We start from the raw sequence: 15,320 nt of genomic DNA, 5'->3' as shown, positions 1-15,320 counted from the left end.
TGCTTGACCTCAACTACAGTTGAGGTGGCATGCTGCTACCTTCGCCGCCCGTTGACAAGCGCGGCCTGCACCTGACCCGTATGACCCCGACCCTCTCTCCCGCCGACACCCACCTGCCGGCTGACAGCTCGATCCTGTCCGCGCGCTACCGCGCCACGACCATCGGCATGGTCGCACTGGTCGCGCTGCACGCCTTCGAAGCACTGGCCGTCGCGGCCGCGATGCCCACCGTGGCCGAAGCACTCGATGGACTGCGCCTGTACGCACTGGCCTTTGGCGGCACCCTGGCCACCAGTGTGATCGGCATGACCCTGGCCGGGCGCTGGGCCGATCGCCACGGCCCCGCGCGGCCACTCTGGTACGGCCTGGGCTGCTTCGTGCTGGGCCTGCTGCTGGCCGGCTTTGCGACGCGCATGGGCATGCTGGTGGCCGGGCGCCTGATGCAGGGCCTGGGCGCGGGCGCGATTTCGGTCTCGCTGTACGTGATGGTCGGCCGCAGCTACCCCGAACACCTGCGGCCGAAGGTGTTCGCGGCGTTCTCCGCAGGCTGGGTGGTGCCCTCGATGGTCGGCCCGGCGTTGAGTGGCCTGATGGTGCAGCACCTGGGCTGGCGCTGGGTATTCCTGGCAGTGCCACTGCTGGCGATACCGGCCGCACTGCTGCTGCGCCCGGCACTGGCGCGCATGCAACCTCCCGTTGCGGTCTGCAACGATGGCGAACGCAGCAACGTGGTGCGCTGGGCCTCTGGCGCCTCACTGGCCGCACTACTGCTCTACGTCGGCGGCCAGCAACAGGGCATGGCCGCCCTGCTCTGCATCGGCGTGGCGATGCTGGCGCTGCTGTTCTGCGTGCATCGGCTGCTGCCGGCCGGAACCCTGATCCTGCGCCGCGGCCTGCCCAGCGTGATCGCGTTGCGCGGCATTGCTGCAGCGGCGTTCTTCGCCTGCGAGGCCTATCTGCCCCTGCTGCTGCAGCGCGAACGCGGGCTCTCGCCCAGCTGGGCAGGCGCCGTGCTCAGCCTCGGTGCGCTGGGCTGGTTCGCCGGTTCATGGCTGCAGGGCCACCAGCAGCGTGGCTGGTCACGCCAGCAGCTGCTGCGCGTTGGCACGGTGATGATGACGTTCGGCATCGCCGCAACGCTGTCGGTGCTGTTCAACCCGATGCCGCTGCCGGTCGCGCTGGTCGGCTGGGCCGTCACCGGCTTCGGCATGGGCATGATCTACGCCAGCCTGTCGGTGCTGACCCTGTCGCTGTCAGCACCGCATGAGCAGGGTGCCAATACCTCGGCGCTGCAGCTGAGCGAGGCGTTGTCGGTGACCACCGCGCTGGCGGTGTCCGGCGCGTTGTTCGCCATGTTCGTGGAAAGCGCGCCGCACACCGGCTACCTGCTGTGCCTGGCCATCACCTTCGGTCTGGCGGTGCTGGCCGCAGTGATCGCGCGGCGGGTGTAGCGCCGCCGGATTCCGGTAGTGCCGGCCGCTGGCCGGCAACCTCCGCGCACGCGGGAATCCCATGATGGCGACGGCCAGAGGCCGGCATTACCGTGTACCGGCTCCCACATCATCGATATCCCGATGCAGGATGCGGCGCACTTCCAGCACGGCCTGCGGGGTCTCCTGCACGCTGTGGCCGGAAATGATCACCTTCTCCGACAGCGCGCCCGGCAGATGCGCGCTCCAGTACGGCACCAGCCCGTCATCGGACTTCTCCACCGGCAGCTCCGGCTTGCGCTGGGCGATGATCGAGTGGTACTTCAGGCCCGCTTCGATCGGCAGCTGTGCGGCGGCCTTCACGAACGGATCGCTGGCCTTGAGGTTGTCGATGCTGTTGGGAATCTTCGGCTTGGCGGTGCCGTCGACCTGCTGCTCGGCCTGTGCCAGCGCCATGAACACGTCCTCGAACTTGCCGAGAATGGTCAGCGGCAGGCGTACCAGGCGCCCGATCAGCCGCCCGACCTTGTTGCCTGCGATATCCGTGCCCTGGTGCGGCGCGGCGATGAAGATCGCGCGTTCCACGTTCGGCTGCGCCTTGAAATGCAGCAGTGGCCCCAGCTTGGCCTGCACCCGCTTCAGCCGCTCGCCCTTCAGGTCATAGTTGGCCAGCAGGTCATCCCACAGCACATCACCCGAGTCGCTCACCAACAGCCGCGCGAGCACGCCGCCCATGCTGTGGCCGATATAGACCATGTCCTTCGATGCGCGTGTGCTGCCGTTGGGGTCGAAGTGCTTGAGCGTGTCATTGAACGCGTTGGCGATCTCGTAGCGGTTCAGCGCGATCGGTGCATTGGTCGGGTAGTAGACCTGCCACACCTGGAACTGCTGGCGCAGCTCGGGGTCGCCCATGATCTCGTTGGCCAGGTTCACCCAGGCTTCCGGGCTGCTGGCCAGGCCGTGCAGCATGAAGATGATGCGGCGGTTCGGGTCCCACGGCTGCATCAGGTAGATGTGCGGTTCGCCGATGCCCTCACTCATGCCGAACAGGGTGCGCAGTGACTGCCGGGCGAAGCCACTCTGCGCCAGCCACAGGCCGTAGGCAGCGGTGAAATTGCCGGCCAGCGGCACCTGTTCGCCGTGCAGGGTGATGCGTTCAGTGGCCTCCGGCGAATAGGCGTCCAGTTCAACCCGGCGCGTGCGCATCACGTCTTCCAGGCTGCTGCCTTCGAAACGCAGCAGCGCGGTGACGTTGATCGAGGACATCTCGCTGAATTCCGGCACCGAATCGTCATGCCGATGGCGGCGGCCACGGCGCTCGTCGTCAGCATCATCCGCCGCTGTTTCCGCCTTCGGCCCATCGCCCGCGATCACCGGCGCGACCAGCTTGGGCGGGTCCATCACCATCACCAGCTCGGCACCGAAGCCATCGCGGCGATAGGTGCTGCGCAGGCCGACGAAGCTGACCGTGCCGGCCGGCACCAGCTGCGCCGGAATGCTCTTCAGGTTCAACTGCTGGTAGTTGGAGGCCAGCGACCAGCTGCCGACCGAGATCGGCTTCGTATAGTCCTCGCCGGCCAGTGCCGCTGCACGCGCGCGCACGAACAGCACCACCGCCGCCTTCTCGGCGGCGTAGTTGTAGTAGTCGCGCACCTGCGTCTGCCGGTCCTCGAAGGCGCGGTCGGACGGCGAGCGGCCGCTGTAGAACAGGTAGGCATAGGCATAGCGCGCGGCTTCCAGCCAGGCATCCAGCGCCGCATCGCTCATCGGCGGATCGCCGGCGGCGGTCTTCTTCGGCGTCAGCGCCAGTGCGGCCTTCACCCACAGTTCGGACAGCGCCGACAGCCGCTGCTCGACGTTGAGGTCATCGGTCATCAACAACGTGCTGCGGCAGACCAGGAAGTCCTTCTCGCACTGCGACTCATCCAGGCCCGCCGCGCTGAGCGTCTCGCGCGCGGCCGGGCTGAGCTTGCCGGTGTTGAGCACATCGGCGCGCTTGTTCACCAGCGAATCGCTGGACTTCACCTGCTTGACAGTCACCATCGCGCAGCCGCTGCTGCCCAGCAGCAGGAAGGCGGCGAACAACACCGGCAGCGCGCGCTGCCAGCGGATCAGGAAGAGTCGGGTCATTACTGCGGGTCCTGCTCGGTGCCGGGCACGCCCTGGCGGATCACGGTGGAGAAGTGGTCGCCGCTGCCCAGGTCCAGCGCACGCTGGGTGATGCGGCCCTTGTCATGCAGTTCGGCATAAGGCACGCCCGGCGTGAGCGCGCCGACCTCCTGTGCGTATTCGGCCAGGTAGCCGGACAGCAGCAGGCGGTAGTCCAGCGGCAGGCGCGGCGCGATGTGGCGGGCCAGATCGAAGACGATGGTGGTGCAGTTACTGGTGAGAGTGTTGTAGAAGCCCGGCTTCGCATCCAGTTCGCGCGCCTGCGCGATGTACGCGGCGAACAGTTGCTTCAGCTGCGCCTGGTCCATGCCGTGCAGGCGGTACAGGTAGACATCCTCGCCACGCGCGTTGGCGCGGGTGCGGATGATGTCGGTCTCCTCCGCGGCCACCAGGGTCATCTCGAATTTGCGGAAGAAGCCGCCCAGCGCCGAGAACGATTCGCCGCGTTCCTTGCGGATCTCCAGCGAGAACACCACGTGGCGCCCATCCTCGAAACCGAACGAGATCAGGGTGTGGGCGATCGCCGGGCCCATCCAGTACGACAGCACCAGATCGGCCGAGCGGAGTTGGTCCAGGTCGTACGCGCGGCGCACCCAGTGCGCGTCGTAGTCGGTCTCGCTGCGCCAGGTGAAATCACGCACGTTGTCGAGCACCACGTGGCGCCCGTCGAAGGACACCACGTGCAGGCGCTGGGCCACGTCATCGGCCCAGACGCGGTCCTGGCGCGGGGTGAGCAGCAGCCACCACAGGCCGGCCAGCGCCAGCGACGCGCCGAACGCCATGCCCAGGCGACGATGGCCACGGCCACGCGCGACCTGCCACGACGCCCACAGCGCAACCAGCAGCCACAGCACCGCAATGCCATTGGCCAGCCAGCCCGGCCCCGGCATCTGATAGGCCAGCAGCCCGGTCACCCACAACGCTGCCAGCGCCATGGCACTTCCTGTCATCCAACGTCCTGCGGCTCTCACTGGCATCCTGTCGCGGTCCCGAAGCCGCATAGTTAGCCACAAGCGGGTTCACCGTGGCATCTACGGCCCGTTCAGGGACCGCGGCGCACCGTCTGCGGCGGTCCATGCGGCCAGGTTCACCTCACAGGAGCAACGATGGGCATCACTTCCGTGGCCGGCGTTCCGGTCCAACCCCAGCACCGCGCCACCTGCCACTGCGGCACGGTCGAGCTGTTGCTGGACCTCCCGGACGGCATCGTCGACCCGCGCCGCTGCGACTGCTCGATGTGCCGGCGCCGGGGTGCCATCGCCGCCAGCGTCCCCCGCCAGGGCCTGCAGGTGGTGCGCGGGCAGCATCACCTGCAGAAGTACCAGTTCAACACCCATGTGGCCGAGCACTACTTCTGCGGGGTGTGCGGCATCTACACCCATCACCGGCGCCGCTCCAACCCCGACCAGTACGGCTACAACGTGGCCTGCCTGGAGGGCATCGACCCGTTCGCGCTGGGGGTGATCCCGGTCAGCGATGGGGTCAACCACCCATCAGACCGCACCGGCTAGTGGCGCATGCGCCGCGGTGGCGTGGCCACCTTCTGCCAGGGCGCCATGCCGCTGCGCCCGGCCCGCGCCGGGCGTTTCAGCCAGGGCCGGCGTGACGGTGCCTGTGGCGCGTCCTCGACCGGGGGAGGAAGGGGTCGACGGCTGGGCCAGAGATGGTCGAGCAGCCACATGGCGGGTCTCCGTGGGGGACGGGGACGATCAACACTAGGCCCGGGTGGGCATAGGCGGCGTGAGCGGGACACGACAACGGGATGACGGCGGAGGCGGCGATGAGCCAGCTACACCAAGTTCCCGACCAAGGCACCTGTCCTTTTCCGCAGCAACAGGCGCAACACGGCGGCACAGGCGGCGGTCAGCAGCGCCAGTACGCGCAGCAGTGTCGCCAGCGCATCACTACTGGCGTGCTGCAGCTGCATGCGGCTCATCGTCGGTAGCAGTGCCTGCGCCTGTTCCCGCGCCCCCGTGGCCAGATAGGCACCGGCACGCACCAGCGATGCCGGCGACGCGCCCTGCAGCTGACGGCCGATCAGCAGCGCAAGCAAGGCAGTGACTGCGGCCAACGCGATGCCTTCGCCGGCCACCCGCACGGTTCCGAATATGCCTGCGGCCATGCCGGCACGTTGCACCGGTACCACGCTCACCGACAGTCCATCCATCAGCCCCCACGGCAAAGCCGTGCCTGCGCCGACCAGCATCAGCAGCGGCACCCACTGCAAGGGCGACGGGTGCGACGCCTGCCGCGACAACAGGTACAGGCCGGCGGCACACACCAGCAGACCCAGCGTGCACAGCCGCGCACTTCCCACGCGCTCCGCCCAACGCGCGGCCAGCATCGGCAGGACCAGCATCGGCGCGGACAGCGCCAGCATCTGCAGTCCCACCAGCGTCGCGCTCTGGCCATGCACGCCCAGCAGTTGCACAGGTAACACGACCAGCAGCACCACGTAGCCGAAGCAGGTCGCCACCGGCAGCAGCTGGACACCGAGGAACGCCGGTTGTGAGAACAGTGAGAGGTCCAGCAACGGTGAGGGGTGCCGCCGTTCGATGAAGACGAACACCCCGCCCAACAGCAGCGTCACCAGCAGCGCCAGCCGCACGCGCGCGGCATGCAGGCCGAACTCGCCCAGCCACAGCAGCGCCAGGGTCAACGCCGCCAGCGTCAGGCTGAAAATCAGCATGCCGTCGATATCCAGCGGTCGGCGCTCGCCATGACTTTCAGGCAACGCGCGTGCCCCCAGGCCGAAGGCCACCAACGTGAGCACACCGCCCGCGGCGAACACGCTGCGCCATCCCAATGTCTGCAGCAGCAGGCCCGCGAGCAGGGGCCCCAACGCCAGCCCCATGCCGAACGTGGTGCCCAGCAGGGCGAAGACACGGGCACGCGCCGGCCCCTGCCAGGCCTGTGCCAGCAGCGCCGTGCCGGATGCCAGCGCCGCCGCCGCGGCAACGCCCTGCAACCCGCGCGCCAGATCCAGCCATAGCAGCGTGCGAGCAAGGCAGACGGCGGCGGTGGCGGTGGTGAAGCCCGCCGTGCCCAGCAGGAACAGCCGCCGACGGCCATATCGATCGGCCAAGCCGCCCGCAGCGAGCAACAGACTGCCGAAGGTGAGCATGAAGGCGTTGGTCACCCAGGCCAGCGCGGTGGGCGATGCCGCCGCGGAACGGGCCAGCGCCGGCACCGCGACTGCACCGGCAGAGAAGGACAACGGCAACGCCAGCGCGGCCAGGCAGACCGCAAGCAGCGCCCAGCGCTGCTGCGCGCGGACAGGTACAGGGAGCATCGAATCCGGGGCCATGCGGGCCTCCATCCATCAGGGGCATTGATGATGGACAGGCCGCTATTCCAGAAAAACAGGCTCGGTGGACGTTGATTGCGGCGAGATGTTCCGCAATCATCCAAGCATGGACTCCATCTCCGCCCTGCTCGCCTTCGTCCGCACCGCGGAGTCAGGCAGCATTGTCGGTGCCGCCCGCGTACTCGGCCTGTCAGCCTCGGCCGTCGGCAAGCGCATCGCCCGGCTTGAACAGGAACTCGGCACGCGCCTGTTCCAGCGCACCACCCGCCGCGTGCATCTCACCGACGAAGGCGAACTGCTGCTGCAACGCTGCCGGCGTGCGCTGGACGAGCTTTCCGAAGCACAGGCGGACCTGGCGCAGCGACAGCACGCCCCCAGCGGGCTGCTGCGCATCGGCCTGCCCACCATCGGCTACCGCTTCCTGCTGCCGGTGCTGCCCGGCTTCCAGCAACGCTATCCGCAGGTGCAGCTGGAACTGGACTTCAACGACCGCATCGTCGATGTGGTCAGCGAAGGCCTGGATGCGGTGATACGCAGTGGCGAACTGGCTGATTCCAGCCTGACCGCACGGCGGCTGGGGGGTTTTCGTTTCATCCTCTGTGCGGCGCCGGGCTATCTGCAGATGCATGGAACGCCCGGCGATGTGGGCGACCTGCGCATACATACCGCGCTGCGCTTCCGTTACCCCACCACCGGAAAGCTGCATCCGTGGCAGCTGCCCGGCATCGAAGGCGACGCCGGGGCGCGCCTTCCCACGGCGATGACCTGCAACAACATGGAGGCCGTGCTGGCCGCTGCGATCGGATGCATGGGCCTGGCCTGGATGCCTGACTTCCTCGCCGCTGACGCGCTGGCCGATGGCCGCCTGCAACAGGTGCTGCCCACACTGCCCACGCACCAGGGGCAGTTCTCGCTGCTGTGGCCCGGCGGGCGCCATCCCAGTGCACGCTTGCGGGTGTTCATCGACTACGCCGTTGCGCACCTTTTCCGCCCGGAAAAGGGGACGGAGGGGATTAAGTCGTAATTGGTCCTGCTGTGCCTGAAACGACTTAATCCCCTCCGTCCCCTTTTTCCTAGCGGATGAAGCGGCGCGCGCCGGCGACGCAGATCACCGCGACCAGAGTCACCAGCACCATGCTGAGGCTGACCGACTCGTGCAGCAGCAGCGCGGCCAGGGCCAGGCCGAAGAACGGCTGCAGCAGCTGCAGCTGGCCGACGGCAGCGATGCCGCCCTGGGCCAGCCCGCGGTACCAGAACAGGAAGCCGATCAGCATGCTGAACACTGCCACGTAGCCCAGTGCCCACCACGCCGAGGCACCGACCGCGGTGAACGAGGCCGGGCGCATCAGCACCGTCAGCGGCAGCATCACCGGCAACGCCAGCAGCAGTGCCCAGCTGATCACCTGCCAGCCGCCCAGATGACGGGCGAGCCGACCACCTTCCGCGTAGCCCAGCCCGCACACCACGATCGCCGCCAGCATCAGCAGGTCGGCCTGCAACGAGGCTTCGATTCCGTTGCGCGCGGCATAGCCGACCACGCAGGCACTGCCCAGCAACGAGAACAGCCAGAACGCCGGGCGCGGCCGATCGCCACCGCGCAGCACGCCGAACACCGCTGTACTCAACGGCAGCAGGCCAAGGAACACGATGGTGTGCGCCGACGACGCGTGACGCAGCGCGAGCGCGGTCAGCAGCGGGAAGCCGACCACAACGCCGAGGCTGACCACCACCAGCCCCGGCAGGTCGCCGCGCCGCGGCCATGGCTGGCGCAGCAGAAGCAGCAGCCCCAGACCGAGCACCGCGGCGATGGTGGCGCGTGCGGCGGTGACGAACCCGGCATCCAGCTGCAGCACCGCCAGGCGGGTGGCCGGCAATGAGCCGGCGAAGATCACCACACCGATGAAGCCATTGATCCAACCACTCGCCGACCGTTCCACGCCTGTACTCCTGAAGGTGCCGGACGATGCCCGGCTGCAGCTGTATGGAAGCATCCGGCGCGGAACGACCCCAGCTACAATCCAGTACAGCCGCAAGTAACTGTACTGCCCACACTTCCACTACGGTTCCACCATGCCGCGCCCGCTCACCCGCATCGAATCGGTCATCCAGACCGTCCGCACCCGCATCAGTGCACGGGTGGATGGCCCCGGCTCCCGCCTGCCTTCGGTACGTGCGCAGGCGGCGACCATGGGGGTTTCAGTCTCCACCGTGGTCGAGGCCTACGAGCGCCTGGCGGCCGAAGGCCTGATCAGTGCGCGCGCAGGCTCGGGCTTCTACGTCAGTGGCCCGGCCGCACCGCTGGCGCTGGCTGAAATGGAGCCGCGGCTGGATCGCGCGGTGGATCCGCTGTGGGTATCACGGCAATCGCTGGAAACGCCCGCGGGCGATCTCAAGCCAGGGTGCGGCTGGATGCCCAGTGACTGGCTGTATCACGATGGCGTGCGCCGCGGCCTGCGCCGGCTGGCGCGTGCCGATGCCATGCAACTCGTGGACTACGCCGGTCCGCTCGGGCTGCCCGCGTTGCGCCAGCTGCTGCAAAGGCGCAGCGCCACGCTTGGCATCGATGCACCGATGGAGCAGATCCTGCTGACCGAATCCGGTACGCACGCGGTCGATCTGCTCTGCCGTTTCCTGCTCAAGCCCGGCGACTGCGTGCTGGTCGATGACCCGAGCTACTTCAATTACCACGCGCTGCTCAAGGCGCACCAGGTGCAGGCCATCGGCGTGCCGTACACGCACAGCGGCCCGGACCTGGAGGCGTTCGCGCAAGCCCTGCAGGCGCATTCGCCGCGGCTGTACATCACCAATTCCGGCCTGCACAACCCGACCGGCGCGGTGCTTTCGGCCAACACCGCGCACCGCCTGCTGGGCCTGGCCGAACGCAGCGAGTTGATCATCGTCGAGGACGACATCTTCGCCGACTTCGAACTGCAGCCGGCACCGCGGCTGGCCGCGCTCGATGGACTGTCACGGGTGATCCACGTCGGCAGTTTCTCCAAGACGCTGTCGGCAGCGTCGCGCTGCGGCTACATCGCTGCGCGCCACGACTGGATAGAAGCACTGACCGACCTGAAGCTGGCGACCAGCTTTGGCGGCGGCCATCTGGCCGCGCAGTTGATGCACATCGCGCTGACCGATAGCGGTTACCGCCGCCACATGCAGTCGATACGTTCGCGCCTGGCCGATGCACGCCGGCACACACTGCGGAAACTGCAGGCGCTGGGCATCACGCCATGGCTGCAGCCGGAAGCCGGCCTGTTCCTGTGGTGCCAGCTGCCCGACGGCCGCGACGCCGCCGCACTGGCGCGGCAATGCCTGCGCGAGGGCATCGTGCTGGCGCCGGGCAACGCGTTCAGCCAGTCGCAGCGCGCGGCCGACTATCTGCGCTTCAACGTCTCGCAGTGCCAGGACCCGAGGATCTGGCAGGTGCTGGCGCGGGCGTTGCGCTGAGCTGGATGCAAGCCGGTCAGCGCAGGCAGGAGCGACCCGCGGCAAAGGCACTTGCATGCCACGGTACAGTGGTATGTCCCTGTTGCAGGAATGCACGCATGTCTTCGTTCTCCGATCCGCAGGCCGTTGCCCGCTATGCCGAGGGCCCGCTGCGCCAGGTGCCGGGCTTCCTCGCGTTGCAGCAGATGAGTCGCCTGTTGCTGGCCGAACACGTTCCTGCGCAGGGCCGCGTGCTGGTGCTGGGCGCCGGTGGCGGGCTGGAGCTGAAGGCATTTGCCGAGGCGCAGCCGGGCTGGCAGCTGCTGGGCGTGGACCCGGCTGCACCGATGCTGGCCCTGGCCGAACAGACACTGGGCCCGCTGATGTCGCGCGTGCAGTTGCTGGAAGGCTACATCGACGATGCCCCCGACGTGCGCTTCGATGGTGCCAGCTGCCTGCTGACCCTGCACTTCCTCGACGGCGCGCAGCGCCTGCACACGCTGCGGGAGCTGCACAGGCGCCTGCAGCCCGGTGCGCCGCTGGTGGTGGCCCACCACAGCGTGCCGCAGGATCCGGCCGGCAAGCTGCGCTGGTTGCAGCGCTACGCCGCGTTCGCCGAAGCCTCCGGCGTTGCCCACGCCGATGCACAGCGCGCGATCGACGCCATTGCCGAGCGGCTGCCGCTGCTGGCCCCCGAACAGGAAGTGACGCTGCTGCAGGAGGCCGGCTTCGACGATGTGGAGCTGTTCTATGCGGGCTTCAGCTTCAAGGGCTGGGTGGCGTACGCCGGCTGATGCCTACGGCACCACCGTGATGCCGATGCGCTGCATCAACAGCGCCACCTGCTGGACATCCAGCGTGGCGCCACGCAGGTTGGTGCTGCGCAGGTCCAGCTCGCCCAGATCGGAATTGGTCAGGTCGCAGTCGGTGAAGTTGGCGCTGTTCCAGTCGATTCCCTCGAACTGGCCACCGGACAGGTCCGAGCCGGCAAAGCTGGCGCCGCTGACGTTTGCACCGTCCCAGCGGTTCTCCCACAGTTCGCATTTCTCCAGCGTGACCCGCGAGAAATTGGCATAGCGCAGGTTCGACTTCTTGATGAAGGCGCTGCAGAACCAGCTGCGCGTGGTGATCTGGTTCATGAAGCTGGCGTTGCTGAAATCCGCACCCTGCGCGCGGCACTCGCTGATCTCCAGGCCCAGCGCCTTGATGAAGTTGAAGTGGCACATGCTGATGTCGCAGCTGCGGAAGCTGGCCTCCTTCAATGTGGCGCCATTGAAGCGGCAGCCGCTGCGGCTGTCGGCATCGTAGAAGCTGCAGTTGATGAACTCGGTGGCGGTCAGGTCGGCACCGGAAAAATCGCACTCATGGAACTGCTGGTCGACCACTTTCTGGCGGGTGTACTGGTCGCCGGCAATACGCAGGCGGTGATGGACAGCGGGGGTCATGCGATGAAATCCAATCGGGTTCGGTCATTGCGCCGCGTCAGCGGCCACGGGTCGCCAGCAGGCCATTGGCGCCGGCCCACTGGTTGATGTCATCGCGTCGGATGGCAGCAGCCATCAGGCCGGGGAACGCATCGGGCGTGCAGGCGAACGAGGGTACGCCCAACGCGGCCAGCTTGCCTGCCAGCTGCTGGTCGTAGGACGGCGTACCTTCATCACTCAGCGCCAGCAGCACGATGAACTGCACGCCCGACTCCACCAGCTCGTGCGCACGCGCCAGCAGCTTGTCCTCCACTCCACCTTCGTAAAGATCGGAAATCAGCACGAGGATCGCGCCATGTGGTTCGCGGATAAGCCCCTGGCAATAGCTCACCGCGCGATGGATGTCGGTGCCGCCGCCGAGCTGCACGCCAAACAGCAGATCGACCGGGTCGTCCAGCTGCTCGCTCATGTCCACCACTTCGGTGTCGAACACCACCAGCCGCGTGGACACTGCCGGCAGCGAGGCCATCACCGCACCGAAGATGCTCGAATACACCACCGAAGCCGCCATCGAGCCGCTCTGGTCGATGCACAGCAGCACCTCGCGCTGCGGCTTGCGCGCCTTGCGCCCATAACCCACCAGTTCCTGTGGCACCACCGTGCGCAGTTCCGGCTGCCAGTGCCGCAGGTTACTGCGGATGGTGCGGTGCCAATCGATCTCGGCCAGGCGCGGCCGGCGGTTGCGGCGGGTACGGTCCAGTGCACCGGTCACCGCCGAACGCATGGGCTCTTCCAGCCGCCGCAGCAGGTCGTCGACCACCGCGCGCACCACCATGCGCGCGGTGTCCTTGGTCTCCGCCGGGATGACCTGGCCCAGGCCGATCAGGTTGGCCACCAGGTGCACGTCCGGCTGCACCTGCTCCAGCATTTCCTTCTCCAGCAGCATCTGGGTCAGGTTGAGCCGCTGCAGGGCATCGCGCTGCATCACCTGCACCACCGAGGAAGGGAAGTAGCGGCGGATGTCGCCCAGCCAGCGCGCCACGTTCGGCGCCGATCCACCTCGCCCGCCGCGCCGGTTGAGGCCGCCCTGGCCCTCCGGTTCGTATAGCGCGGAGAGCGCCTGGTCGATGCCCTGCAGGGGCTTGGGCAGTGCGCCGCAGCTGCCATCGGCCTGCTGGCCCAGGATCAGCCGCCAGCGCTGTTCGCGCGTGGTGGGCAGCTGGCCCACTGTGTCATTGGACAGGTCGTCTGGCGTGCTCATCCGGCAATCCCCAACAGTTCGCGCAGCATCGGCAGCGCGCGCTCGGCGCGTGCCAGGTTCCAGTCCGGGGCTTCGCTGGCCACCGCCTTCGTCACAGTGGCCCGCGCAACCCGGGTGCCCAGGTCGCGGCGGTCAGCCGCCTCGAACGCGGCAAAGGTGCGCCGCACCAGCGGCAGCACGCGCACCAGCTGGGTTTCATCCAGGCTCACCACCCAGTCATCGATCATCCGCCACACCGCATCGTCATGCAGCAGCACGGTAGCGTTGCGGTTGAGAAAGCCATCCAGCCACTGCGCGGCCTGCAGCGGCTCGGCACCCGGCGAGAGCTGCTGCTGCAACTGGGTGTGCACGGTGCCGGCGTCCAGCGCGCCAGTATCGAACAGCAGGCGCAGGCTGACACCACGCAGCAGTGCCGTGCTGGCCTGCGACAGCGCGACCCGGCGCAGCGCCTGCCGCCACGCATCGCGGCCGTCGGCATCGTCGCGCAGGCTGATCGCCCGCTCGGCAGCCAGCACGACCTCGCGGGCCGCTTCCGCGCGTGCTTCGTCCAGTCCGGTCAGCGCCAGCGACAGGCCGATCACCGCGCGTTCCAGCATGCTGTCAAACAGGTGCGCGACCTGCACGCCCTCGGTCTGCCGCACGTTGCCATAGCGATGGATGTTGGCCAGCGGCGGCAGCGCGCCAAGCAGGGCCAGCGGATCGGCATCGGTGGCCGCGCGCGCTTCCAGTTCGGCCGCAATGGCCTGCACGGCCTGCGGCAGATCGGCCAGCAGCACCTGGTCGACCAGCTCGGACAACGCCGGCAGGTCAGCCGCTGCGCGTGCCTGGCTGACCGCCAGGTTCGACGCCGCATCCACCAGCGTCTGTCCATGGCGGCTGGCTTCCACCAGCGCCACCAGGAAATGCGGCTGCCAGGCCAGCTGCCAGAGTTCGTGGAAGGTGCCACGTGCAGCGTGGCCGGAGCGCGCCAACCGGCCCCATTCAATGCCCAGCAGGCGCAGGCGGTGCAGCAGGTGGCTGCGGGCCAGATCGTTGTCCTTGCGCAGGTCCAGGTCGAGGGTCTTTTCCAGTGCCTCGGGCTTCAGCCGCAGGCGCTTCTGCTGCGCTTCCAGGTCACGCTGCAGCGGTACCACCGGCACGCCGTCAGGCACCTGGCCCAGCGCATTGCCAATCAGCAGCTGCTCGCGGATCAACCGCATCGGCGCATCGTCGCCATTGCAGATGATGCTGCGGCTGGCCTCGCCGATCTCCTCAAGGCCAGGCGCCGGGCGCCCGCGCAGGGCCGCCAGGGTATCGGCCAGGCGTGTCGCCTCGATCAGATGCGCGGACGAACAGTCCAGGCCGTGTTCGCGCAGCAGGCGGCCCACCCGCGCATACCAGCCCACCGCACGCTGGCCATGCACCCCGGCATTGCGCCACAGGTGGTCGTACCAGCCCGGTGCATCGACACCGGCGCCGTAGCCGCTGCCTGCGCTCAGGTGGCGGTAGGTCCACGGCACCCACGTGCTCTGCGTTTTGCGCCGGCTCTGGCCCTTCAGCAGGCGGTTGTCGGCAGCCGCACTGTTGGCGCGCAGCGCCGCCGGCTGCAGCGCCGGCACGTGCCACGCGCCGCAGACCACGGCCACGCGGCTGAAGTTCTTGCTTGCCGCGCGCAGTGCCGCGCGCATGTGCGCCTCGCGCATCGCTTCCTGCTCGCCGCGGCGGCCGGGATAATCCAGGGTGTGTTCGCGCAGCGCGGTCATCGCTTCGGCAATCGCCTCGAACAGCCCCTGGCCATCGCCGCGTTCCTCCACCATGTGGTTCCACCAGGCCTCGCCATCGGCGTGGCCGGCGACCCGTGCCAGCCAGTCCAGCGGATCGGCCGGGCGCTCCTCGGCGGCCTCTTCGGCGGCGGCCTCAGCAGCATCGTCTGCCTCGGCATCCTCGGCATCCTCGTCCTGCGGCGGCGCCTGCCGCGCCTGCTCCAGCCACTCCAGCGACAACGCCGGTGGCACGTCCATGAAGCGCACCTCGACCGCATTGCGCGCGGCCCATTGCAGGGCCTGCCATTCCGGCGAGTACAGCGCGTACGGATGGAACACCGCCAGCTGCGGGTCGTCCACGCGGTAGGACAGCAGGGCCACGGGGGGCTGCATGGCCGCATCCAGCACGTGCGGCAACAGGTCCTCGGTACCGGCCGGACCCTCGATCAGCACGCAGTCCGGCTGCAACGCGTCCAGCGCGGCCAGCAGGCTGCGCGCGCAGCCCGGGCCGTGGTGACGGATGCCGAACAGGGAAGTCCCTTCACTCATCGGCGCGGG

General features: G+C 68.3%; 12 protein-coding genes. 5 read left to right on the top strand and 7 right to left on the bottom strand.

The window, feature by feature from the left end:
- Positions 1–29 precede the first annotated feature (29 nt).
- Entirely contained in the window at positions 30–1,451 is a 1,422-nt protein-coding gene (locus AC5P8F_RS00355) for an MFS transporter (RefSeq protein WP_049441002.1), read from the top strand.
- Between the two features lie 87 nt (positions 1,452–1,538).
- On the opposite strand, the gene AC5P8F_RS00350 is transcribed toward AC5P8F_RS00355, so the two are convergent.
- The gene (locus AC5P8F_RS00350; protein ID WP_014646211.1) at positions 1,539–3,560 is read right to left on the bottom strand and encodes an esterase/lipase family protein; all 2,022 of its coding nucleotides are present in this window, start codon (positions 3,558–3,560) and stop codon (positions 1,539–1,541) included.
- The gene (locus AC5P8F_RS00345) at positions 3,560–4,534 is read right to left on the bottom strand and encodes an Lnb N-terminal periplasmic domain-containing protein (protein WP_495227596.1); all 975 of its coding nucleotides are present in this window, start codon (positions 4,532–4,534) and stop codon (positions 3,560–3,562) included. The genes AC5P8F_RS00350 and AC5P8F_RS00345 overlap by 1 nt, the downstream gene beginning before the upstream one ends.
- 171 nt (positions 4,535–4,705) lie before the next feature.
- Here AC5P8F_RS00345 and AC5P8F_RS00340 point away from each other — a divergent pair, with 171 nt between their 5' ends.
- Positions 4,706–5,110: a GFA family protein gene (locus AC5P8F_RS00340; RefSeq protein WP_014646209.1), complete on the top strand. Its 405-nt coding sequence runs from the start codon at positions 4,706–4,708 to the stop codon at positions 5,108–5,110.
- 278 nt (positions 5,111–5,388) lie between these two features.
- On the opposite strand, the gene AC5P8F_RS00335 is transcribed toward AC5P8F_RS00340, so the two are convergent.
- Positions 5,389–6,906: an MFS transporter gene (locus tag AC5P8F_RS00335; RefSeq protein WP_197620920.1), complete on the bottom strand. Its 1,518-nt coding sequence runs from the start codon at positions 6,904–6,906 to the stop codon at positions 5,389–5,391.
- Between the two features lie 106 nt (positions 6,907–7,012).
- On the opposite strand from AC5P8F_RS00335, the gene AC5P8F_RS00330 reads away from it, so the two are divergent.
- On the top strand, positions 7,013–7,930 hold the full coding sequence (locus AC5P8F_RS00330) for a LysR family transcriptional regulator (RefSeq protein WP_262093201.1): 918 nt from the start codon (positions 7,013–7,015) through the stop codon (positions 7,928–7,930).
- Between the two features lie 49 nt (positions 7,931–7,979).
- On the opposite strand, the gene AC5P8F_RS00325 is transcribed toward AC5P8F_RS00330, so the two are convergent.
- Positions 7,980–8,843: a DMT family transporter gene (locus tag AC5P8F_RS00325; protein WP_495227528.1), complete on the bottom strand. Its 864-nt coding sequence runs from the start codon at positions 8,841–8,843 to the stop codon at positions 7,980–7,982.
- Between the two features lie 133 nt (positions 8,844–8,976).
- On the opposite strand from AC5P8F_RS00325, the gene AC5P8F_RS00320 reads away from it, so the two are divergent.
- Both AC5P8F_RS00320 and AC5P8F_RS00315 read left to right on the top strand, forming a co-directional pair.
- Positions 8,977–10,356 carry an aminotransferase-like domain-containing protein gene (locus AC5P8F_RS00320; RefSeq protein ID WP_069117551.1) on the top strand — a complete coding sequence of 460 codons (1,380 nt, stop codon included), beginning with the start codon at positions 8,977–8,979 and terminating at the stop codon, positions 10,354–10,356.
- 98 nt (positions 10,357–10,454) lie between these two features.
- A complete protein-coding gene (locus AC5P8F_RS00315) occupies positions 10,455–11,129 on the top strand; it encodes a class I SAM-dependent methyltransferase (protein ID WP_049441007.1) in 675 nt (224 codons plus the stop codon).
- A gap of 3 nt (positions 11,130–11,132) precedes the next feature.
- Here AC5P8F_RS00315 and smqnr read toward each other — a convergent pair whose 3' ends face one another.
- The 3 genes from smqnr to AC5P8F_RS00300 are packed head-to-tail and all read right to left on the bottom strand — an operon-like array spanning position 11,133 to position 15,311.
- Complete coding sequence (gene smqnr, locus AC5P8F_RS00310; protein WP_481445175.1) at positions 11,133–11,780, bottom strand: SmQnr family pentapeptide repeat protein; 648 nt, start codon at positions 11,778–11,780, stop codon at positions 11,133–11,135.
- Between the two features lie 37 nt (positions 11,781–11,817).
- Complete coding sequence (locus AC5P8F_RS00305) at positions 11,818–13,020, bottom strand: vWA domain-containing protein (RefSeq protein WP_495227527.1); 1,203 nt, start codon at positions 13,018–13,020, stop codon at positions 11,818–11,820.
- Entirely contained in the window at positions 13,017–15,311 is a 2,295-nt protein-coding gene (locus AC5P8F_RS00300; RefSeq protein ID WP_495227526.1) for a DUF5682 family protein, read from the bottom strand. The genes AC5P8F_RS00305 and AC5P8F_RS00300 overlap by 4 nt, the downstream gene beginning before the upstream one ends.
- Between the last annotated feature and the right edge of the window lie 9 nt (positions 15,312–15,320).

Source organism: Stenotrophomonas sp. YJH_SMC_69, assembly GCF_059370495.1.
The sequence above is the reverse complement of the archived record's forward strand: the minus strand, read 5'-3'. Positions and strand labels throughout refer to the sequence as shown.

Bases quoted from the DNA above. Each gene is read 5' to 3' on its own strand.
- AC5P8F_RS00315 (WP_049441007.1), top strand. From the start codon at position 10,455: ATGTCTTCGTTCTCCGATCCGCAGGCCGTTGCCCGCTATGCCGAGGGC.
- AC5P8F_RS00300 (WP_495227526.1), bottom strand. From the start codon at position 15,311: ATGAGTGAAGGGACTTCCCTGTTCGGCATCCGTCACCACGGCCCGGGC.
- AC5P8F_RS00320 (WP_069117551.1), top strand. From the start codon at position 8,977: ATGCCGCGCCCGCTCACCCGCATCGAATCGGTCATCCAGACCGTCCGC.
- AC5P8F_RS00345 (WP_495227596.1), bottom strand. From the start codon at position 4,534: ATGGCGCTGGCAGCGTTGTGGGTGACCGGGCTGCTGGCCTATCAGATG.
- AC5P8F_RS00335 (WP_197620920.1), bottom strand. From the start codon at position 6,906: ATGGCCCCGGATTCGATGCTCCCTGTACCTGTCCGCGCGCAGCAGCGC.
- AC5P8F_RS00350 (WP_014646211.1), bottom strand. From the start codon at position 3,560: ATGACCCGACTCTTCCTGATCCGCTGGCAGCGCGCGCTGCCGGTGTTG.
- AC5P8F_RS00305 (WP_495227527.1), bottom strand. From the start codon at position 13,020: ATGAGCACGCCAGACGACCTGTCCAATGACACAGTGGGCCAGCTGCCC.
- AC5P8F_RS00330 (WP_262093201.1), top strand. From the start codon at position 7,013: ATGGACTCCATCTCCGCCCTGCTCGCCTTCGTCCGCACCGCGGAGTCA.
- smqnr (WP_481445175.1), bottom strand. From the start codon at position 11,780: ATGACCCCCGCTGTCCATCACCGCCTGCGTATTGCCGGCGACCAGTAC.
- AC5P8F_RS00355 (WP_049441002.1), top strand. From the start codon at position 30: ATGCTGCTACCTTCGCCGCCCGTTGACAAGCGCGGCCTGCACCTGACC.
- AC5P8F_RS00340 (WP_014646209.1), top strand. From the start codon at position 4,706: ATGGGCATCACTTCCGTGGCCGGCGTTCCGGTCCAACCCCAGCACCGC.